Genomic DNA, 19,302 nt, shown 5'->3' on the forward strand with positions numbered 1-19,302 from the left:
TATGTGAAGAATGGGAAATACAAATAGTTTTAGTATTTCCGAGGTAATAGTGAAAATTAGACAGATATTTTCAGTATAGTACAAACTCTAAAATTCATATACATACCAAGAGGTGATCCTATGAAAGTTAGAGTATATTTTCCGGAAGGTAAAAATGACAAGAACAAGTTTAAAGAAAAAATAGCTATACAACATATAAATATGATGAAAGAATATATAAATGAGTTATCTCTTTCAGAAGAAGAAAAAAATATGATTTGGATGAATATCCAACGGGAAATTAAAAAAGAGCAAAGTAGGAAATGAAGAAGGTATTTCCGAGGTAATAGTAAAAATATGACGGCAACTATCAATATTATTAAAAAAGGTGTACAATAAGCTATCAAGTAGACAAATATATTTTTACTTCTTCACCATTCCAGTAAATTCGATCGATAATATTTGTTAAAAAAATTTTTTTTTCTGTATTGAATAAATAATTAATTTGATTTGAAAAATCAATAGAAATATTATGAAAATCATATACAAAATGTTTATTATCATTTTGGAAATAGGAATCTATTAAAAATGTTATTTGTTTATTTTCTGTATAGAGATTTTTAATTTCTTGTAGAACATATTTAGATACAGAAGAAGCTTGATATAAAGATACCTGATTAGATAAATTTTCGATTTTTTTATTGTTCATGTTTAATTGATGTAATAAATTTTTATAGGAAGAATTTGTTTGAGAAAAATCTATATTAAGAATAATTGGAGAGGATAAAATTTCTTTTAATTTATCTATTATCAATTGATCTATCAAAGAGCCAGATAAATTAGGACAGTGACAATTACTTTTATTACTACAAACGTAATAGAAATGTCTTTGATTTGTATTTTTTATCCTCTGACCGTATTTAATTTTCATAAACTCATTACAATATGCACAAATGAGAAGACCAGATAAAATTCCAGTTTCTGAAGTACCTTGACGAGAATACTTTGTTTTTTTTGAATTTAAAAATTTTTGTACATATATCCAATCTTTTCCCTTTATGATTCCTTTATGGTTTCCTATTGCACAAATCCAATCAGACATATCTTTTGTTTTTATATTTTTCCCTTTTTGAACTATTTTTTTATTATATACCATGATTCCATAATCACCAGTAAAATCTTCTTTAGAGTTGCTTATTTGAACTTTGTTATTTGAGAAATATTCATATATGTGTGTATCTGCTATGGCATAAACAGGATTGGTGAGAATAAGTTTAAGAGAATGTTCGGAATAATTTTTTCCTGTCTTTGTATGAATCCTATTTTTTATACAATAGGATTTTAAAAGAGATAGAGAGTGAAATTCCAAGAATTTATCAAATAATAATTTGACAGTTTTCAATTCTTTTTCAATAGGAGTAAGTTGGTACATTTTTTTTTTGCATTTGTGTTGATCTATATAAAAAGTAGGAATAGACTCATATCCAGTGGGAGTCATTCCTCCAAGCCATCTTCCAGTGCGTGATAGCTCTATAAAATGATCTTTGATTCTTTCTTGAATCGTTTCTCTTTCGAATTGTGAGAAAACAGATGAAATATATAGCATGGCTTTACCCATAGAAGTAGAGGTATCAAACTGCTCTTTTAAGGATATAAATTCTATTTTATTTTTTTTGAGTAATTGCATAAGATAAGAAAAATCAGAAACATTTCTGGATATCCTATCTAAGCGATAACATATTAATATACTAAAATTCTTTTTTTGAGCATCTTGTAGCATTTTCTCATATGCTGGTCTATATGCATTGCTACCACTAAAACCTTCATCCTCATAAATAAGAAAATTATGGATGTATTTAAATTTTTCATATGCATATTTTTTACATAATTTAATTTGATTTTGAATAGATTCTCCTGTAGAACTAAATTTTGATTTTCTAGAATAAATTCCTATATTCATAAGATCACCTTTTTAAAAAATAAGATAGGGTAAAAAGAATTGATTGAAAGTCTTTATAGAAGTATATAAAAATATGTATAAAATCAGAACACAAAAAAGAATCTATCTTAAAATAGATTCTTTTTTAGCATAGATTATAGATAAAAATTATGAAGATTAATGGTTTTGTAAAATGTTCTATTGGCAGTAATCCAAAAGCTTGTTGAAATGCGTGGATTTAAAAAATATAATGCATTTCCAATATTATTATTTCCTAAAAGAGCTTCTTTTGCGGCTATAATACTTTCTTGTGAGGGAGTATTATAAATAGTATTATTCATTACAGGAGTGAACTGAAAACCATACTCTTTATCAAAAACTACTTCTTTTATAGTATTTGGAAAATCGGCACTATTTTTTCGATTGATAATTACATTGGCCACGGCTAATTTTCCATCAAAGGGTTCATCAGAAGCTTCAGCTTCTACAATTCGAGATAACCAATAAAGGTCTTCTTCAAGATAAGTAGTATTTTCTTTAGTCTGAATATAGACTATGTATTTTTCTGGATCCCATGCTACTGTGCAATGAAAAGTCTCAGCTATAAAACGAAGAGGAACAAAGGTTCTACCATTGTAAATATTAATTGGAGCATCTAAAGGTATATTTTGATCATTAATCATTGCAGTTTGTGAGCGAATAGGAAGCGAAATAGTGGATTGGTTGTTTTGGATGATTACTGTATTTTTATTTGCGTCCCATTGAATTTCTTCAACACCTAATGCATTGCTAATAAAGCGAATAGGTACAAAAGTTCTACCATTTTCTAAATAAGGGGTTGTATCTGTATGAATTTCTTTTCCATCTACTTGAATGGAAATATTTTTGTGATTTGGTAAAGCTTCTATTTTCATTAAGTTTCCAGCATATAATGATTTTCCTAAGTCATTATTCAATTCTTCTAATTCGTCAACAGATTGATTGTATTTTTTAGCTATTTTTTGGTAGGTATCATTCCATTGAATGGTATGCATCATATAAGAATCTGCATAAGCGCATGTGCTGGATAAGAGTATTCCTAAGGAAAGGAATAAGGAAAGTGTTCGTTTTTTCATAGGCATTCCTCCTATCATAATTACTCAATATTATATATTCTTTATAGAAAGAAAACAATTCAAAAATAATAGAAGAAATGACTAAATTTAGCATATAATATCTTCTTTTTCATAGATTAGAAAGGGGAGTGATAGTATGAAAAACATAGAAATAAAAATTTTTATTCAAAATAAAAGATTAGAAGAATTATCTCATGATGTAAAAGAAAAAGTAAAAGAAAATATAATGGAAACTTATAAAAAACAAATTAAAAGAAAAGTAATTAGTATGATTAAAGAAAACAAATCAAAAGAAGAAATCATGAAATATCTAGGAATGAAGTAGTATTTAATTATTTCTATATTTGGACAAGCCTCAAATAAGTGGCATTTAAAAAACATAGAGAATGAAATATTGATGACAATACGTTCTAACAAAAAAACCAAAAATGAAGTATCCTTGCAAGATCCCATTGGAATCGACAAAGAAGGCAATGAAATATCTTTGATGGATATATTAGGAACAGAAACAGATGAAGTACTAGATGAAGTAGAATTAAAAATACAAGTAAAAAAATTATATGAAAAAATGGCAAATGTATTAAAAAACAGAGAAAAAACCGTTCTACAACTTAGATATGGTTTAGCCAATGGAGGAAGTAAAACACAACGAGAAATTGCACAACTTTTAGGAATTTCTAGATCTTATGTTTCTAGAATAGAAAAAAGGGCTATTAAAAAATTAGGTAAAGCTTTTTATATCAATAATTTAGATAAAAAAGAAAAAAATGAAGAATGATAAAAATGTTAGCTTATGCTAGCATTTTATTTTTATCAATCAACAGTTATCTGAGTCTGATACAAAGAAAAAAGTTTTATATAATGGAGTGAAATCTGCTATACAAGGAGGAGTTTATTCATTTGCATTATTATATTTATGGTAGCTCAAACAAAGAAGAAAAGAGGGAAAAATATATTACATTCACTAAAAAGGTTTCTTTTGTCGAACGATTTAAGTAGGATTATAAATTTTTTTATCGAATTGAGTAAGTAAAGGGGGTTACAAAGATGGATGAAAAAACGATTGCGATAATAAAGAAGATTATTAGAAAACTTGAAAATAGGGAAAAAGAAAGTAAAAAGGTTGTTATACATAAAAAGTGTGTTTAACACATAGAGATTGTGCATTGTGGAAACTTATAAACGAAAGTTGTGGAATATAGCAAAAAGAGAGTGAAAGCTCTCTTTTTGCGTTTGGAATATAAATTATAAAGTAGTAAGTGTATCATAAATATATGGATGAGTGACTCAGTAACTTTCCATTATCCATATTCCAGTATTATATTTGATAGGGAGGAACTGCTGATGAAGTTTTTAAAGTTAATAAGTGTACTATTTGGAGTATGTGTTGTAGCTATGGTGATACCAGTTTTGTTATGGGTGTTGATTCCTATTGGGTTTATTTGCTGGAAGCCAATATTAATGAGTGTTTGTGAAACTTTCCTAAGAAAATGATTATTACTAATTATATTTGGTACAAGGAAACTAAGGATAGGAGGCATAACAGCTCCTGTTTTTATATCCTAAACGTGTAGGTAACGTAAGTTATATAATAAAGAGAAATAAAATGCCACTTTTTTTGCATCTTAACATCGAACGTACGTTTTGTTATAATATAACTGTCAAAAATTTTTACAAAAGGGGAATGGGTATGCTAACTAAAAGACAGAAAGAAGTTTTAAAAGCAATATATTATTATAACAATGCAAATGGTATGAGTCCTTCTATTAGAAATCTCTGTGATTTATTAGGTTTAAAATCAAAACGTACAGTATATAGTCATTTAACCGAGCTAGAGAGTCAAGGATTTATAACTAAGAGAGATAATATACATAGATCAATCAAAATAACAGATAGAGGATTAAGTGAAATAAGAGGGTAAAAAAATAGGTGACAATATCATTTTGCCACCTATTTTTTATATAGAAACTTAATTTAGTTATATAAAAAAGAAAAATTTTTTTGTATTTTACTTCATTTCTATATATTACATAATATGATAAAATATATATTATTAAACTAAAATTGGATATTTCATAAGGAGGAATATTAATTAATGAAAAAATTATTATCAATTTCAATATGCTTTGTTTTACTTTGTACCTATAAGATATATGCACTAGACATTAATGAGATAACCTTCAATGGCGAAGAGATGACCGTTTCTGTTAATCCTATTATTGAAAATCAAACTATACTTGTTCCTATAAAAGATATTTGTGAAACTTTAGGAGCAACCGTTACATGGAATGGGGAAGATCAATCTGTATTTGTTGTGAAGAATGATACTAGTGTTTGGTTGCAACAAGGGAACATATTAGCAGTGATCAATAATAAACAAGTTACTTTGCCCGTTGTTCCTAGAAATAGTAATGGAGTAATGCTAGTTCCAATAAAGTTTATTGCTGAGATATTTGGAGGAAAGGTAGATTGGGATGATACTAACAAAAAAATATCAATTACAACGCTAAAAATGATTTGGCCTATACCAAGGTGTACTAAAGTAAGTAGGAACTTTGGATTCTATTTTCATCCGATACTAAAAAAGAAAAAGCTATATACAGGTATTTTTATACCAGCACCCCAAGGAATGCCAATTGTTTCAGTAGCGGATGGACAGATAATATATTCCGCTCGATTAGGTACATATGGCAAAACTATAATTATTGACCATGGAAATGGTATTTGTACACTCTATGCACATTGTAGTGAACTACTTGTAAATGAAGATAGTCAGGTAAAAGCAGGAGATGAAATTGCAAAATCAGGAAATACAGGGTATACTACAGGACCATGTTTACATTTTGAAGTAAGAGAATATGGGATACCTGTAGATCCTAATAAGTACCTAAGGCAGTAGTAAATTAATAAGCCACATACAAAGATAGGTATTAAAGGATATATGTATAAACTATTAATAGGGTAGATGAATACTACCCTATTTTTTACACTTAGAGGTGGATATATTAAACAAATCATAACCAATGCAATATCCAAAGACTCCTTCCATAATTAATAATGAGCCGAGAACAATTCTAATTGCTCTATCAATATTGCCTACATTTTTTTTACATGATTTTTTCATTATAGAATCACCTCATTCATAGCTTTTGTAGAAATGATGCATTTATTCAGAAGATATATGTAATATATATATAATATTTTAAAATCCAAAGCCTATAAGCAATTTAAGGAATCATTTGTATACCGTGTGAAAATTATTGATTTTTGCTCAGAAATCAATGAATGCGTTACGAAAGAGAATAAATATGAATTTTATATAGATGGAGTACATTTGACACCTCGGGGACATAAAATTATGGCAAATATAGAAAAAATAAAGGATATGCAAAGCTTATAATCAAATTGTCAAAGCCAATATAATTGAATAATAAAATACACATAATAATAAGTGGAGAATCTATTAGGGGTAATGAAATATCTTTGATGGATATATTAGGATATGAAAAGAGATTTGCATATTATATTCCGAGTAGTAAATAGAAATGAAATAAATTATAAAATAAATATAAAAATATATTTTACTTAACCTAAAAATACAATATACTGGAAGTTAGAAAAATAAATCATTTACATCATATATCTAAAAAATTATTGCTCATCATATTTTATAGTCATTAATAAAAAGGAGATTTTATATGAATAAAAAAATATTATCATTTTATCTTATCTTCATACTTTGCATCACAGCATGTAGCAATATCCATTCAGATACTGTATTAGCAGGTCCTGATCCATTAAAAGAAAATATAAGTTATCCGCCACCAGTAGAAGCAACGATACTTTCTGTTGGAGATATTATGGTTCATGGTCCTCAATTGAAAGCACAATATAATACTCACACTAAAGAATATGATTTTAATAATAATTTTCAATTGGTTAAACCTTATATAGAAAAAGCAGACCTTGCATTATGCAATTTAGAAACTACATTAGGTGGACCAGAAAAAGGATATTCTAGTTATCCACAATTTAATAGTCCAGATGCATTAGGACAAGCTATAAAAAATGCTGGATTTGATGTAGTAGTAACTGCCAATAATCATACTATGGATACTGGGGCTCAAGGGGTACTAAGAACAATTCGTACTCTTTCTGACTTTCAATTAGATACTATAGGTACAAAGGAAAAAGAAGAAATCAAAGACTACATCATTAAAGATGTAAAAGGAATAAAATTTGGAATTACAGCTTATACTTATGAAATTTCTACAGATAAAAAAAACAAAGCTTTAAATGGATTACCGATTCCTAATGAAATAAAAAATTGCATCCATACTTTTAATAATAATCATTTAGAAAAAAACTTCCAAGAAATGAAAAATACTGTGAACAAGATGAAAGAAGAAGGAGTAGATGTGATAATATTTTATTTACATTGGGGAGAAGAGTACCATCAAATTCCTAATAAAACTCAAAAGAAAATTGCATATTTCTTAAAAGATATAGGAGTAGATGTAATCTTTGGGAGTCATCCTCATGTTCTCCAACCCATTGAGATTTTAGAAAATCAAAAACAAAATAAAAAGACTTTAGTACTATATTCAATGGGCAATTTTTTATCTAATCAACGCTATGAATTTATGAAAAATAGAGCTACAGAAGATGGTTTAATGATTTATGTAACCTTTAAAAAAGACTTTGAAAAGAATAAAACACAATTAGAAAGAGTAACTTATTTACCTACATGGGTAAATAAATATTACAATAAGGGAAAAAAGATATATGAAATTGTCCCTTTAATGGATGATTTAGATGATTATGAAAAATATCATTTATATACTAAAGATAGTTTATGGAGAGCTAAAAATTCTAAAACCAACACAATTACTCTGATAGAGTCTCATATGAATAAGTCTGACCTTGAAACATTGATCCATCGAATGTTCTAAAATATATAACTGAAATTTTGAAAATTTTCATACCCATATAGTTTGTTCCTTATTATGTAAAAATTAGTATATATTTATATATCATGAAGGATTTTGATAATTCTTATAGAATTATGAAATAACATCAGAATCTATATAATAAATATATACCAAAAAATGTTGGAACAAATGATACATGGCTATATCTGGACGCCTATGCCATGTAGATGTAGCGGCGTAACCGGCTAACAACATATGTTGTTAGCTTTTTTGTATTATAAAACCAAAAAGATTGAAGGTGAAAAGGAATGAAACCGTTTAAAAAAAGATTAGGCGATTTGTTAGTTCAAGCAAATTTTATTACACAAGATCAATTAAATGAAGTTTTGAAACTACAACGCTCATCGGGAAAAAAACTTGGAGAAATTTTGATTGATGAAGGATTTGTAACAGAACAACAAATTATAGAGGCTTTAGAATTTCAATTAGGAATTCCTCATATGGATATTGAAAAATATTTTATAGAACCTAAAGTTCCTTTATTGATTAGTGAAGCTTTAGCTAGAAGACATATACTCATTCCTATCAAAAGAGAAAAAAATAGATTAACAGTAGCCATGGCAGATCCGCTTAATATTTTTGCAATAGATGATGTAAAAATTGCCACAAATTTAGAAGTAAATCCTACTATTGCCACAAAGGATTCTATCTTAAATGCAATTGATTATTATTATGGAAAAGAAAGTGCTGAAAAAGCTATTAAAGATTTTAAGAATCAGTATCCTATAGAGAATTTTACAGAAATGGATGAAGCTATTTCAAATGAAATTAATAATGCTCCTGTTGTTCGATTAATGAATTCTATTATTCGTCAAGGAGTAAAATCAAAAGCTAGTGATATACATATTGAACCATTTGAGCACAAAGTAAGAGTCCGATTTAGAATCGATGGAGATTTACAAGAGATTATGTCTACGGAAAAAAATACTCACTCAGCTATTGTTACTCGGATTAAAATTATGGGAAAAATGAATATTGCAGAGAGAAGAATTCCTCAAGATGGAAGAGTCGAGACAAATATTGATGGAAAAGAAATTGATCTTCGTATTTCAACCCTTCCTACTGTATATGGAGAAAAAATAGTAATTCGATTATTGGATAGAAGTAATTTTTTGTTATCTAAAAGTCAATTAGGTTTCTCAAAAAAAAATTTAGAAATTTTTAATTCTGTTGTGAAAAGTCCAAGTGGAATGATATTAATTACAGGTCCTACTGGAAGTGGAAAAACTACGACTATGTATACAATTTTAAAGGAATTAAATGAACTACAAAAAAATATTATTACTGTAGAAGATCCTGTAGAATATAGACTCCATGGTATTAATCAAGTACAAGTCAATACAAAAGCGGATTTGACTTTTGCGAGTACATTAAGATCTATTTTAAGACAAGACCCTGATATTGTTATGATTGGAGAAATCAGAGATACAGAAACTGCTCATATAGCTGTTCGAGCAGCTATTACAGGTCATTTGGTTTTAAGTACCATGCATACAAACAATTCTCCTGCCACAATAGCTAGATTAGTAGATATGGGAGTTGAACCTTATCTTGTTTCTTCTGCCGTTACAGGAATTATCTCTCAAAGGCTTGTAAAAAAAATATGTGAGCATTGTAAAAAAGCATATACCCTTACAGAAGATGAAAAAAAATTATTAAATATAGAAAAGCCCTTTGTTTCTTATAAAGGAGAAGGTTGTAGTCAATGTAATTATACAGGATATAAAAGAAGAATAGCTGTTCATGAAATTATGGGAATCAACAAAGAAATAAGAGAAAGTATTGATAAAGAAGAAAGTATTGATCTACTTAGACAAAAAGCTATCCATCAAGGAATGATTTCTTTAAAAGAAAACTGTATGGAGTTAGTACTCTCAGGAATTACAACTGTAGAGGAAATGATAAAAGTAGCTTATAGCCTAGATTAGGTGGTGATATTATGAATATTATAGGACTATTAAAAAAAACAATTGAACGAAGTGCATCTGATTTACACATAACAGTAGGTATACCCCCTGTCATTAGAGTAAATGGAAATCTTCAGAAAATAGATGAAAAACCTTTATTACCTCAAGACACGGAGCTTTTGATACAAGAACTTCTTACTCAAAAACTTTTTATAGAGTTACAAGAAAAAGGAGAAATAGATCTGTCTTTTTCACATCCAGGACTTGGAAGATTTAGAGTAAATATTTACAAACAAAGAGGTAGTTATGGAATGGCTTTAAGGTGTGTATCTCTTAGGATTCCAACTATTGATGAACTTGGATTACCATATGTTTTAAAAGATTTAGCATTAAAGCAAAGAGGACTCATATTGGTCACAGGCCCTACTGGAAGTGGAAAATCAACTACCTTGGCATCTATGCTTGATTATATTAATGAAAATAGAAATTGTCATATTCTAACATTAGAAGATCCTATAGAATATTTACATAAGCATAATAAAAGTATTGTCAATCAAAGAGAAATAGGAAATGATTCACAAAGCTTTAAAAATGCACTGAGGGCTGCTCTTCGCCAAGATCCAGACGTTATCTTAGTAGGAGAAATGAGAGATTTAGAAACTATTAGTATTGCTTTAACAGCGGCTGAAACAGGACATCTGGTGCTATCTACCCTTCATACAGTAGGAGCTGCCAAAACAATTGATAGAATTATTGATATTTTTCCTTCACATCAGCAACAACAAATTAGAGTACAATTGTCAACCGTACTTGAGGGAATTATTTCACAACAGCTTCTTCCAAGAAATGATAAAAAAGGTAGAATTGCAGCTATGGAAATTTTGATTGCTACTTCCGCCATAAGAAATCTAATTCGAGAGGGAAAAACACATCAATTACAAACAAATATACAAACAGGTTCAAAATTTGGAATGAAAACTATGGATCATTCTATTTTAGAATTATACAATCAAATGATTATTGATCAAAAAACTGCTCTTACTTATGCCATAGAAAGAGAAAACTTAGAAAGACATATATTATAAAGGTTAGGAAGGATTTTATGCCTACTTATGAATACAAAGCGATGAGTCAAACAGGAGAAAAACTCAAAGGAGTTTATACTTCTAATACAATAGAAGAAGTTTTTCATATGTTAAGAAAAAATAATCATTATCCTATTCATGTAGAAGAAAAATTTGAAGTAAAAAGAGCAATATCCTTTTCTTTCTGGAATAGAATAAAAATAAAAGACATTGCTATATTTTGCAGACAATTTTATACAATGCTTCATGCAGGAATTTCCATTCTGAATTGTCTAGATACTCTTAGGCAACAAACACAAAATAAAAAATTTAAAATAGTAATTGGTCAGATTTATGAAGAAGTTCAAAAGGGACTTACTCTTTCTGAATCTTTAAAAAATCATAAAGACATATTTCCAGATTTACTGATCCATATGGTAGAAACTGGAGAATTTAGTGGTACTTTAGATGTAATTATAGCTCGCATGGCCAATCACTATGCAAAAGAAAATAAAATTTCAAATAAAGTAAAAGGGGCTATGATCTATCCTATTGTATTAAGCATTGTAGCTATCACTGTGGTAGTATTTTTACTTATATTTGTTATACCAACCTTCATTGGGCTTTTTAAAGAGAGTAATACAGCACTTCCTATCCCTACTCAAATATTGCTTAGTATAACAGACATAATAAAAAACTATTTACATATCATTTTTCTTATTTTTGTATTACTTATATATGGATTAAAAAAATCTATAAGTATGAAAAAAGGACAGCTTTTTATAGATCAATTAAAGCTTAAAATTCCTATTGTGAAGGGGACTACTCAAAAAATTATTACTTCCAGATTTTCAAGGACCTTATCCACCTTATTAGCCAGTGGAATTCCTTTACTGCAAGCCTTAGATATTATATCTGAAATTGTTGGAAATACAGTGGTTCAAAAAGAAATTTTAATTGCGAAAGAAGATATAAAAAAAGGGATCAACCTTTCTAGTATGATTGAAAAAATCAGTGTCTTTCCTCCAATGCTTCACGCTATGATTCGTATTGGAGAAGAATCTGGTTCTTTAGATGATATATTAGATGAAACTGCAAACTTTTATGATGAAGAAGTAGAAGTAGCTCTTCAAAAGATCACTACACTGATAGAACCTCTTATGATTGTAGTGATGGCTGTCATTGTGGGCAGTATTATTATTGCTATGCTTCTGCCTATGATTGATATGGTCAACACCATTTCAGTATAAATAATTTGTAAGAAATGACCCATGTGTTGTTTCAGCATTAAAAATTAAAGGAGGGAATAAAATGATTCAAATGTTTAGTAAAAAATTAAAAAACAAAAAAGGAGTTACTTTAGTAGAATTGATTGTAGTTATTGCAGTTATTGGTATATTAGCAGGTATTGCAGTTCCAAAATTCTCAGGTTTTACAGATAAGGCAAAAAAAGCAACGGATGACCAGTTAATCGCAGTTATTAAAAAAGGACTTCAAATGGATTGGGCAACAGAGAAGATTAAAGATACTACTATAACAGTTACAGTAAAAAAGGAGGAACCTAACAGATATACGCCTCATGTAATTTGGATCAAAGATAATAAGTATATAGATACTGAAAAATTATTGAAAACTTATACTGATGAAATTAAGTTTCAACATTATGAGGGAAAGATTGAGTTTAAAGTTGCAAAAGATGGCACAGTAACTTCAAATGAAGATGATACGGACAAAGATGATTAAAATTTATCGAAATAATCATCAAAATAAAAATAATTTAAAGATCCGAGGATTGATAAAATGAAACTACTCATTTTTATATTTGGACTGTTTATAGGATCTTTCTTAAATGTATGCATTTATAGAATTCCTAAAGGGGAATCGATTATTTATCCTTCTTCTCATTGTCCCAAATGTAATACGAATTTAAAACCTATAGATTTAATACCTGTCATTAGTTTTTTATTTCATAAAAGAAAATGTAGATACTGTGGAGAAAATATTTCTCTACAGTATCCCTTTATAGAACTATTAAACGGATTCATTTATTTATTTTTGTATATAAAATATGATACATCTATATTTTTTATACAATATATGATTCTTACTAGCTTATTAATTGTAATTTCTATGATAGATATTCAATTTAAAATTATACCAGATGCATGTAATCTATTTGGATTTATAACAGCAATTATTTTGATTTTATTTAAGAATCCTACTCTTTTATCTTTTAAGGATGCTTTTTTTGGACTGCTTATAGGAGGAGGATTTTTTTTAATCATTGCTATCCTTACAAATGCCATGGGAGGCGGAGACATTAAATTAATGGGAGTTTTAGGATTATTTTTTGGATGGAAGATGATTGTATTCATTACTTTTTTTTCTTTTTGTATTGGATCTATTCTTTCTATTCTTTTGATTTTATTTAAAATTAAAAATAAAAAAGATCCTATTGCTTTTGGACCCTTTATATCTCTTGCAGTATGTTTAGCCATATTTTATGGTACAGAAATCATCAATCGATACTTATCTTTTTTATTATACTTAGGAAGTTAAAATATACGAAATTTTTATGCCGTAAATATAAACGAGGTGACAAATTTGCTAAAAAAACAAATTATATCTATAGATATAGGAAGAATGACTACCAAAATAGTTATTGGCAAAGTGCATAAGGAATATATATGGATACAAAATCAATTTATGATTTCAACGCCATCAGATTCTTACGAAAATGGATATATCAAAAATATTTCTTCTCTTCAAGAGATAATTCAATCTGTTTTAAGTGAAAATAAAATAAAAACAAAACATGTTATATGTACAGTACAAAGCAGTACAGCTATTGTTAGAGAAATGACTCTCCCTCATGCAAAAGAATCTGATCTTGATGCTATGATTTATTTTGAAATAGAAAAATATATTCCAGTAAAATTAGATCAATATGTAGTAGAATATAAAATTCTAGAAACATTCAAAGAAGAAGATATAGAAAAACAAAGGATCTTAGTAGTAGCCCTTCCCAAAAAAATTATTGAAAGATATTTAGAGTTGATTCAGTCTCTACAATTAAAACCTATTGCATTAGATCTTCATTTTAATGGAATTATGAAAGCTTTTGAAGAAGAAGTATTGATTAATGAAGAAAATGGACATCTTGCTAAAACTCTTGCATTTATTGATATAGGTCATGAAACGATAGATATTACAATTATTGAACGAGGTACTTTTAAATTTAATCGATTAATTCTTCAAGGTGGAAAAGAAATTAATGAAAATATTGCCAATGCCTTTAGCTTATCTTTAAAAGAAGCTGAACAAAAAAAGATTGAATATGCAAATTTAAATGAACTCAATACAAATACTTCTTCCTATATGGTCAATGAACATATAAAGATAACTATAGACTTGTGGATTCGAGAAATTCAAAGAGTATTTCAATATTATACCAGCCGGGAAAGAGAGAAACAAATTGACTCCATTTATTTATATGGTGGAAGTTCTAAAATTCCTTATTTGAAAGAATATCTGATAGAGAATTTAAATATTCCTACCTTTTTACTAAAAAAAGTCAGCAGTATTGAATTTCAGAAAAAAGATGCTTCTATTTTGCTTTCAGACTATTTTAATTCTTGTACAGCTCTGTTAAGAAAGTAGGTGTATATAATGGATTTTAATTTTTTCTCTCCTTATATAAATACAAAAAAAACATATCAAAAGAAAAAAACTTATGGAGTTTTTATTGGAATCTTTATAATAAGTATATTATTTATGAGCATATATTGGTATCACCATACTATAGAAGAATTGAAAAAACAAGCTCATACAATGGAAAATATAATTCAATCTAAAAAAACACATGCTCAACTTCAAAAAATACAAGAAAAGCAAGAGAAAATAAACATCATGGAAAAATATTACAAGACTCTTATACAATTAGATGATCAAATAGATGATCTATCTTTTATCCATAAAAATTTCTTCATCACCTTATCCAATACAATACCTGAAGAAATTTCCTTAAACGTTATGAATCTTTCTTTAGAAGAACTTCAAATTCAAGGAATTTCAAAGAATAGAACAGCTATTGCAGAATTAGAGCATAATTTAAAAAATTTAGACACATTTGAAAATGTACATATTCCCAATATTACAGCAGATGAAGAAAATGGATATACCTTTACCATCCTCTGCAAGCTAAAGGATGTGAAAAAATGAAGCTAACGAAAAGAGAAAAAATTTTAGTAAGTATTCTTATGATTCTTATTTTTATCTATGGTACTTATATATGGATCATCTCTCCTAAGATAAAAGAAATGAATCATCTTAAAGAGAAAATTGCTAAATATCAAATGACCATAGATGAAAATGAAGTGGAACTTATGAAAAGGAAAAGATTAGACGAAGAATTTAAAATACTTAATGATAAGATACTCCATACATCCAATAGATATTTTCCTTATGAAATTCAAGAAAAATATATTCTTTTATTAGATAAAATATTTAATGAAACAAAGCTTCAAAGTCATACCATTAGCTTTCAGAAACCTGAAATCAAACCTTTAGAAATTAAAAAAGAGAAAGAAAAAGAAAAGTCTTATGTACTAAAAGAATTTGCAGATACTTACAAAAATCAATCATTTTCTACATCTGATTCTATATCTGAAGATCAAAATCTAGAAATTGAAAAAATGGAAATCAATATTCATACACAAGGAAGTTATTATCAAATTACAAACTTCATTGATAAAATCAATCAATTAGATAAAAGAATGCTTGTAAAAAATGTAAATTTAGTAAGAGATGAAAATAATCAATTGTCTGCCACTATGATTATAGAAATATATTCTATTCCTATGATTCATGAAGAAAATGAAAAAATAGATTGGCCTTTTAAAAGAGAATACGGAAAAAGTAATCCTTTTTGGAATGATTTTATCAAAAATGCTGCTCCTACAAAAGAAGAAATTTCATTTGATTTTGCTATGAATGTAAAGCCTATTACCTCCGATTTACCTACTCTTACTTTAGGAAAAGTAGCAGATGAATCTAGAAAAACATATGTGTATGCAGATAAAAATGAAGTAGAAAATGTAGAGATTTATTTTACTCAAGAAAATGATCAATATTATTACAAATATAAAACAAGTCGTGAAGCATACCCTAAAGATGAGAGCTCTGAAGAATTTATTCCTAATGAAAATCAAATTAATTTGTTGATATTTACACATCATCGTAATGGAGCAAATGATTTTTCAGGAGCAAATGTTAAAATATTTAACGAAACAGATAAAGAAGTTTATGTTGAAATACAAGAAGATGACTTTGAAAAACCAAGAATTCATATTACTAAAAAATCAGGGAAAGTAAAGATTCATAAAAAATAAAATGGAGGAAATATATGAAAACCTTAGATACTAAGGGGTTTACTTTAATAGAAGTCATTTTGTCCATTGCCATACTGGGAATAATTCTTATACCATGTATTACTTTGTTTTTGTCTGCACACAAAAATGTAAAAGAATCAGATGATCTTTTAAAAGCTACTTTATTAGCCCAAAAGAAGATGGAGGAAATTAAATCTGCTCCTATTCTTCCAGAAACATCAGATATGGATCCATATAGAGAAGATTCAGAAGAACCTGGATATCAATATAAAATTTATATAACACCCATAGAAGAATCTAAATTTAAAGAAAACTATTTGGCCACTATTCAAATCAGAGAAGATCAAATACTTGTATTAAAAAACAAAGATGAACCTATAGAAACTTTAGATACACTTGTAGATACGATAAGTATTACTCATGAAGAAAATAAAATATTATTTGAATTTGAAGGTGAATTAAAAAATATAACTATTCCTTATACAAAAGAAGAAATTGAATCAAAAAATATCCTCATTAAATTTGAAACTTATAAAACTTCTAAAAAATATAATATCAATATAGAAGCAAACAATACAGTAGCAAATTCCACTCTAGATCTATATTTTTTTCAAACACAAGATGCAAAAGTAGATTATTCACACGTTGAAAATATTGGAGGAAAGGTAGGAGTTTATAAAAATTTAAGTCTAGGTGCTTATGCTTATCGATTATATAAAATTAATATTATCATTACAAAAAATGGTCAAATCCTTAAAGAACTAAATGGATATAAAACATTTCTTAAATAGGAGGAACTCCATTGAAAAAATTAGACAATCAAGGTTCTACTCTTATGATCGTTATTATGACTTTATGTCTACTATCTATTTTAGGTATTGGAATCCTCTCTTTATCCATAGCAGGATATAAAGTTAACAAAACCGATAGTCAGATAAAAACCAACTTCTATTTTGCTGAATCAGGATTAGATGAAGCTTATGCTATCATGTCTCAATTGATAGAATATGGAATTCAAAAAGGAAATCGAGCAGCTAAAGAATTTATAGAAAATTTAGATTTAAACCAAGAAAAAGAAAAAATAGTTTTAGGGCAAAAAAGTGAATATTTTAATGAAGATGGAACTATTAATCAAAAATACATAAGAATAAAAAAACAAGAATGCTTTGAAAATGAATATAAAGAATATATTACAAATGAATTAAAAAAATTAGAAGAATCACCAGGAGAATGGCATGAACAATTTAAAGAAGATATAAATGAAATTCAAAAAAAAATTAAGGAAGAAAAACATCCTACTATCATAATAAAATCTAACAATATAAAATTTATTCAAGAAAATGAAGAAAAATATCTCCCTATAGAAATTCAATCTTCTTATGAAGAAAATGGTATAGAAAAAATTCTTGTTGCTACTTATAAAATCACTATTCCTAAATATGGAGAAAATCTTTATACTATGACAAATGTATCCAAACAAATGATCCATATTATTTGGGATAAAGCCATTACTACAGATGGGAATTTAGATCTTGCTAATACTCAATTAAATATTGATGGAGATATCTATGTACGAGGAGAAAATAATGGTGGAGTCATTGTAACTGGAAAAAATAATAATATTAAAATACATGGAAATTCATATGTAAAAAATTTATTAACTCAAAAGGATTCTATAGATACTAATATTTCTATTAATGGTTCCTTATTTACTTTAGACGACTTAGAAATAAATGGATTACGAACAAATATTGATATTAAAGATGGGTTTTATGCTTTATCAGATAGCTCTGATGCCAATAAATCTAATCAATCAGGAAGTATTATTATCAATACAGAAGATCTTGGAAAAAAAGATGGATCAAGTTTATCTATTAAAGGAGATATTATGATTCATGGTTCATCTTTTATTGATGTAATGAACAATGAAGGTAAAAAATATCAAACAGGAGAATCGATTTCTATCAAAGGAAACTATAAAGCTTATTCATATCCCATTAAAAATGGAGAAAGAAAAAAAGACGGAAAAATTGATTCAGAAGAAAGCTTAAGTTCTGATAATGTAAAATTTGAATATTATGATCCCTTAGTAGTAGCCTCTAAATATGGTATGAAATTTGGAAAGGAAAAAGATATGCTTCTTCAAGATAAAAGTGATTATTTTAAATGTTATTATGATGAATATGGAAAAGATGCAGGATTGTCTGGAGAAGGAATTTATCTTGAACCTAATGAATTTATTTATTCTGGAGCAGTGATTTACAAAAATGGCAAAGATACTATTGTAAAATCAGGAAATATAAAAGTAGAAGATGAAGCACAAAAATTGAATAAAAAAAAGGATGAATTTAATAAAAATACAGGATATTTAGAAAAAAATACAGACGATTTCAAACAAGGAATAAAAAGATATATTCAGTTTGAAAACCTTCATAATATATCTTTTTATGAACCTGAAGAAAATAAATTGATTTTTTTAAATAAAAATAATGATATTGCTTTAATAGGAAAAGACGGAGATTCATGTGCTATTCCTAAGGGAGTTCAAAAAATTAATTTAGAATCTCAAGAAGTGAATGGAATCATCATTTCAAAAGGAAAATTGTATATGAGTGGAACAATAGATTTTAGAGGAACTATTATCACAGGAGATGATATTATTATTCATGATAAAAATAAAAAAACAATCATACATGATAGACACTTTTTAGCTCAATTGATTCAAAACCATATGATTTTTTTTGATAAAATATTTGATAACCAAGCTTATAAAGAATATTACAAAGATTCTATAGCATATATAGATGTAGAGTTAAAAGGCAATATAGACGAAAAAATCGTTCAATCAGGATATATGAAAGATCAATATATTCAATTGATGAATTGGTTCTTTGTAAAATAGGTAAGGAGTTTATTT

General features: G+C 27.5%; 20 protein-coding genes and 1 riboswitch. Of the genes, 18 read left to right on the forward strand and 2 right to left on the reverse strand.

Annotated features, from left to right (window positions below):
- Positions 1 to 120: 120 nt before the first annotated feature.
- Positions 121 to 306 (forward strand): hypothetical protein, encoded by a 186-nt coding sequence (locus BN2409_RS13210; protein ID WP_053957086.1) that lies wholly within the window; start codon positions 121 to 123, stop codon positions 304 to 306.
- A gap of 76 nt (positions 307 to 382) precedes the next feature.
- Here BN2409_RS13210 and BN2409_RS13215 read toward each other — a convergent pair whose 3' ends face one another.
- Positions 383 to 1,939: a recombinase family protein gene (locus tag BN2409_RS13215; protein WP_053957087.1), complete on the reverse strand. Its 1,557-nt coding sequence runs from the start codon at positions 1,937 to 1,939 to the stop codon at positions 383 to 385.
- Between the two features lie 134 nt (positions 1,940 to 2,073).
- Positions 2,074 to 3,033 carry a stalk domain-containing protein gene (locus tag BN2409_RS13220; RefSeq protein ID WP_053957088.1) on the reverse strand — a complete coding sequence of 320 codons (960 nt, stop codon included), beginning with the start codon at positions 3,031 to 3,033 and terminating at the stop codon, positions 2,074 to 2,076.
- Positions 3,034 to 3,169: 136 nt separating this feature from the next.
- On the opposite strand from BN2409_RS13220, the gene BN2409_RS13225 reads away from it, so the two are divergent.
- From BN2409_RS13225 to BN2409_RS13295, 17 genes are all read left to right on the forward strand, one after another.
- Entirely contained in the window at positions 3,170 to 3,358 is a 189-nt protein-coding gene (locus BN2409_RS13225) for a hypothetical protein (protein ID WP_053957089.1), read from the forward strand.
- 72 nt (positions 3,359 to 3,430) lie between these two features.
- A complete protein-coding gene (locus tag BN2409_RS13230; RefSeq protein ID WP_110943128.1) occupies positions 3,431 to 3,811 on the forward strand; it encodes a sigma-70 family RNA polymerase sigma factor in 381 nt (126 codons plus the stop codon).
- 566 nt (positions 3,812 to 4,377) lie between these two features.
- On the forward strand, positions 4,378 to 4,527 hold the full coding sequence (locus tag BN2409_RS17295; RefSeq protein ID WP_199873028.1) for a hypothetical protein: 150 nt from the start codon (positions 4,378 to 4,380) through the stop codon (positions 4,525 to 4,527).
- A gap of 196 nt (positions 4,528 to 4,723) precedes the next feature.
- Positions 4,724 to 4,954: a LexA family protein gene (locus BN2409_RS13235; RefSeq protein WP_053957090.1), complete on the forward strand. Its 231-nt coding sequence runs from the start codon at positions 4,724 to 4,726 to the stop codon at positions 4,952 to 4,954.
- A 174-nt stretch (positions 4,955 to 5,128) separates the two neighbouring features.
- Positions 5,129 to 5,932, forward strand: a complete 804-nt coding sequence (locus tag BN2409_RS13240; protein WP_053957091.1) for a peptidoglycan DD-metalloendopeptidase family protein — start codon at positions 5,129 to 5,131, stop codon at positions 5,930 to 5,932.
- A gap of 351 nt (positions 5,933 to 6,283) precedes the next feature.
- The gene (locus tag BN2409_RS17300; RefSeq protein ID WP_199873029.1) at positions 6,284 to 6,433 is read left to right on the forward strand and encodes an SGNH/GDSL hydrolase family protein; all 150 of its coding nucleotides are present in this window, start codon (positions 6,284 to 6,286) and stop codon (positions 6,431 to 6,433) included.
- A 298-nt stretch (positions 6,434 to 6,731) separates the two neighbouring features.
- Positions 6,732 to 7,985 carry a CapA family protein gene (locus BN2409_RS13245; protein ID WP_053957092.1) on the forward strand — a complete coding sequence of 418 codons (1,254 nt, stop codon included), beginning with the start codon at positions 6,732 to 6,734 and terminating at the stop codon, positions 7,983 to 7,985.
- Between the two features lie 152 nt (positions 7,986 to 8,137).
- Positions 8,138 to 8,220: riboswitch (cyclic di-GMP riboswitch) on the forward strand.
- Between the two features lie 52 nt (positions 8,221 to 8,272).
- Positions 8,273 to 9,952, forward strand: a complete 1,680-nt coding sequence (locus tag BN2409_RS13250) for a GspE/PulE family protein (RefSeq protein WP_053957093.1) — start codon at positions 8,273 to 8,275, stop codon at positions 9,950 to 9,952.
- Positions 9,953 to 9,963: 11 nt separating this feature from the next.
- A complete protein-coding gene (locus BN2409_RS13255) occupies positions 9,964 to 11,016 on the forward strand; it encodes a type IV pilus twitching motility protein PilT (RefSeq protein ID WP_053957094.1) in 1,053 nt (350 codons plus the stop codon).
- Between the two features lie 17 nt (positions 11,017 to 11,033).
- On the forward strand, positions 11,034 to 12,245 hold the full coding sequence (locus BN2409_RS13260) for a type II secretion system F family protein (protein WP_053957095.1): 1,212 nt from the start codon (positions 11,034 to 11,036) through the stop codon (positions 12,243 to 12,245).
- Between the two features lie 61 nt (positions 12,246 to 12,306).
- Positions 12,307 to 12,738, forward strand: coding sequence for a type II secretion system protein (locus BN2409_RS13265; protein ID WP_053957096.1), 432 nt, complete (start codon positions 12,307 to 12,309; stop codon positions 12,736 to 12,738).
- A gap of 57 nt (positions 12,739 to 12,795) precedes the next feature.
- Positions 12,796 to 13,554, forward strand: a complete 759-nt coding sequence (locus BN2409_RS13270; protein ID WP_053957097.1) for a prepilin peptidase — start codon at positions 12,796 to 12,798, stop codon at positions 13,552 to 13,554.
- Positions 13,555 to 13,599: 45 nt separating this feature from the next.
- Positions 13,600 to 14,655, forward strand: a complete 1,056-nt coding sequence (gene pilM, locus BN2409_RS13275) for a type IV pilus assembly protein PilM (RefSeq protein ID WP_053957098.1) — start codon at positions 13,600 to 13,602, stop codon at positions 14,653 to 14,655.
- 9 nt (positions 14,656 to 14,664) lie between these two features.
- Complete coding sequence (locus tag BN2409_RS13280; RefSeq protein WP_053957099.1) at positions 14,665 to 15,216, forward strand: PilN domain-containing protein; 552 nt, start codon at positions 14,665 to 14,667, stop codon at positions 15,214 to 15,216.
- Positions 15,213 to 16,385 (forward strand): type 4a pilus biogenesis protein PilO, encoded by a 1,173-nt coding sequence (gene pilO, locus BN2409_RS13285; protein WP_053957100.1) that lies wholly within the window; start codon positions 15,213 to 15,215, stop codon positions 16,383 to 16,385. Before BN2409_RS13280 ends, pilO begins: the two co-directional genes overlap by 4 nt.
- Before the next feature lie 14 nt (positions 16,386 to 16,399).
- On the forward strand, positions 16,400 to 17,176 hold the full coding sequence (locus BN2409_RS13290; RefSeq protein WP_053957101.1) for a type IV pilus modification PilV family protein: 777 nt from the start codon (positions 16,400 to 16,402) through the stop codon (positions 17,174 to 17,176).
- Between the two features lie 11 nt (positions 17,177 to 17,187).
- Positions 17,188 to 19,287: an S-layer family protein gene (locus BN2409_RS13295; protein WP_053957102.1), complete on the forward strand. Its 2,100-nt coding sequence runs from the start codon at positions 17,188 to 17,190 to the stop codon at positions 19,285 to 19,287.
- The last annotated feature ends 15 nt before the right edge of the window (positions 19,288 to 19,302 follow it).

This window comes from Inediibacterium massiliense, assembly GCF_001282725.1.
In the GTDB taxonomy this organism is placed as follows: Bacteria; Bacillota; Clostridia; order Peptostreptococcales; family Thermotaleaceae; genus Anaerophilus; species Anaerophilus massiliensis.

Excerpts from the sequence above, each read along its gene's own strand:
- BN2409_RS13280 (WP_053957099.1), top strand. The coding sequence starts at position 14,665 with ATGGATTTTAATTTTTTCTCTCCTTATATAAATACAAAAAAAACATAT.
- BN2409_RS13270 (WP_053957097.1), top strand. The coding sequence starts at position 12,796 with ATGAAACTACTCATTTTTATATTTGGACTGTTTATAGGATCTTTCTTA.
- BN2409_RS13245 (WP_053957092.1), top strand. The coding sequence starts at position 6,732 with ATGAATAAAAAAATATTATCATTTTATCTTATCTTCATACTTTGCATC.
- BN2409_RS13215 (WP_053957087.1), bottom strand. The coding sequence starts at position 1,939 with ATGAATATAGGAATTTATTCTAGAAAATCAAAATTTAGTTCTACAGGA.
- BN2409_RS13235 (WP_053957090.1), top strand. The coding sequence starts at position 4,724 with ATGCTAACTAAAAGACAGAAAGAAGTTTTAAAAGCAATATATTATTAT.
- BN2409_RS13240 (WP_053957091.1), top strand. The coding sequence starts at position 5,129 with ATGAAAAAATTATTATCAATTTCAATATGCTTTGTTTTACTTTGTACC.
- BN2409_RS17295 (WP_199873028.1), top strand. The coding sequence starts at position 4,378 with ATGAAGTTTTTAAAGTTAATAAGTGTACTATTTGGAGTATGTGTTGTA.
- BN2409_RS13250 (WP_053957093.1), top strand. The coding sequence starts at position 8,273 with ATGAAACCGTTTAAAAAAAGATTAGGCGATTTGTTAGTTCAAGCAAAT.
- pilO (WP_053957100.1), top strand. The coding sequence starts at position 15,213 with ATGAAGCTAACGAAAAGAGAAAAAATTTTAGTAAGTATTCTTATGATT.
- BN2409_RS13255 (WP_053957094.1), top strand. The coding sequence starts at position 9,964 with ATGAATATTATAGGACTATTAAAAAAAACAATTGAACGAAGTGCATCT.
- BN2409_RS13230 (WP_110943128.1), top strand. The coding sequence starts at position 3,431 with ATGACAATACGTTCTAACAAAAAAACCAAAAATGAAGTATCCTTGCAA.
- BN2409_RS13260 (WP_053957095.1), top strand. The coding sequence starts at position 11,034 with ATGCCTACTTATGAATACAAAGCGATGAGTCAAACAGGAGAAAAACTC.
- BN2409_RS13220 (WP_053957088.1), bottom strand. The coding sequence starts at position 3,033 with ATGAAAAAACGAACACTTTCCTTATTCCTTTCCTTAGGAATACTCTTA.
- BN2409_RS13265 (WP_053957096.1), top strand. The coding sequence starts at position 12,307 with ATGATTCAAATGTTTAGTAAAAAATTAAAAAACAAAAAAGGAGTTACT.
- BN2409_RS13290 (WP_053957101.1), top strand. The coding sequence starts at position 16,400 with ATGAAAACCTTAGATACTAAGGGGTTTACTTTAATAGAAGTCATTTTG.
- BN2409_RS13225 (WP_053957089.1), top strand. The coding sequence starts at position 3,170 with ATGAAAAACATAGAAATAAAAATTTTTATTCAAAATAAAAGATTAGAA.
- BN2409_RS13210 (WP_053957086.1), top strand. The coding sequence starts at position 121 with ATGAAAGTTAGAGTATATTTTCCGGAAGGTAAAAATGACAAGAACAAG.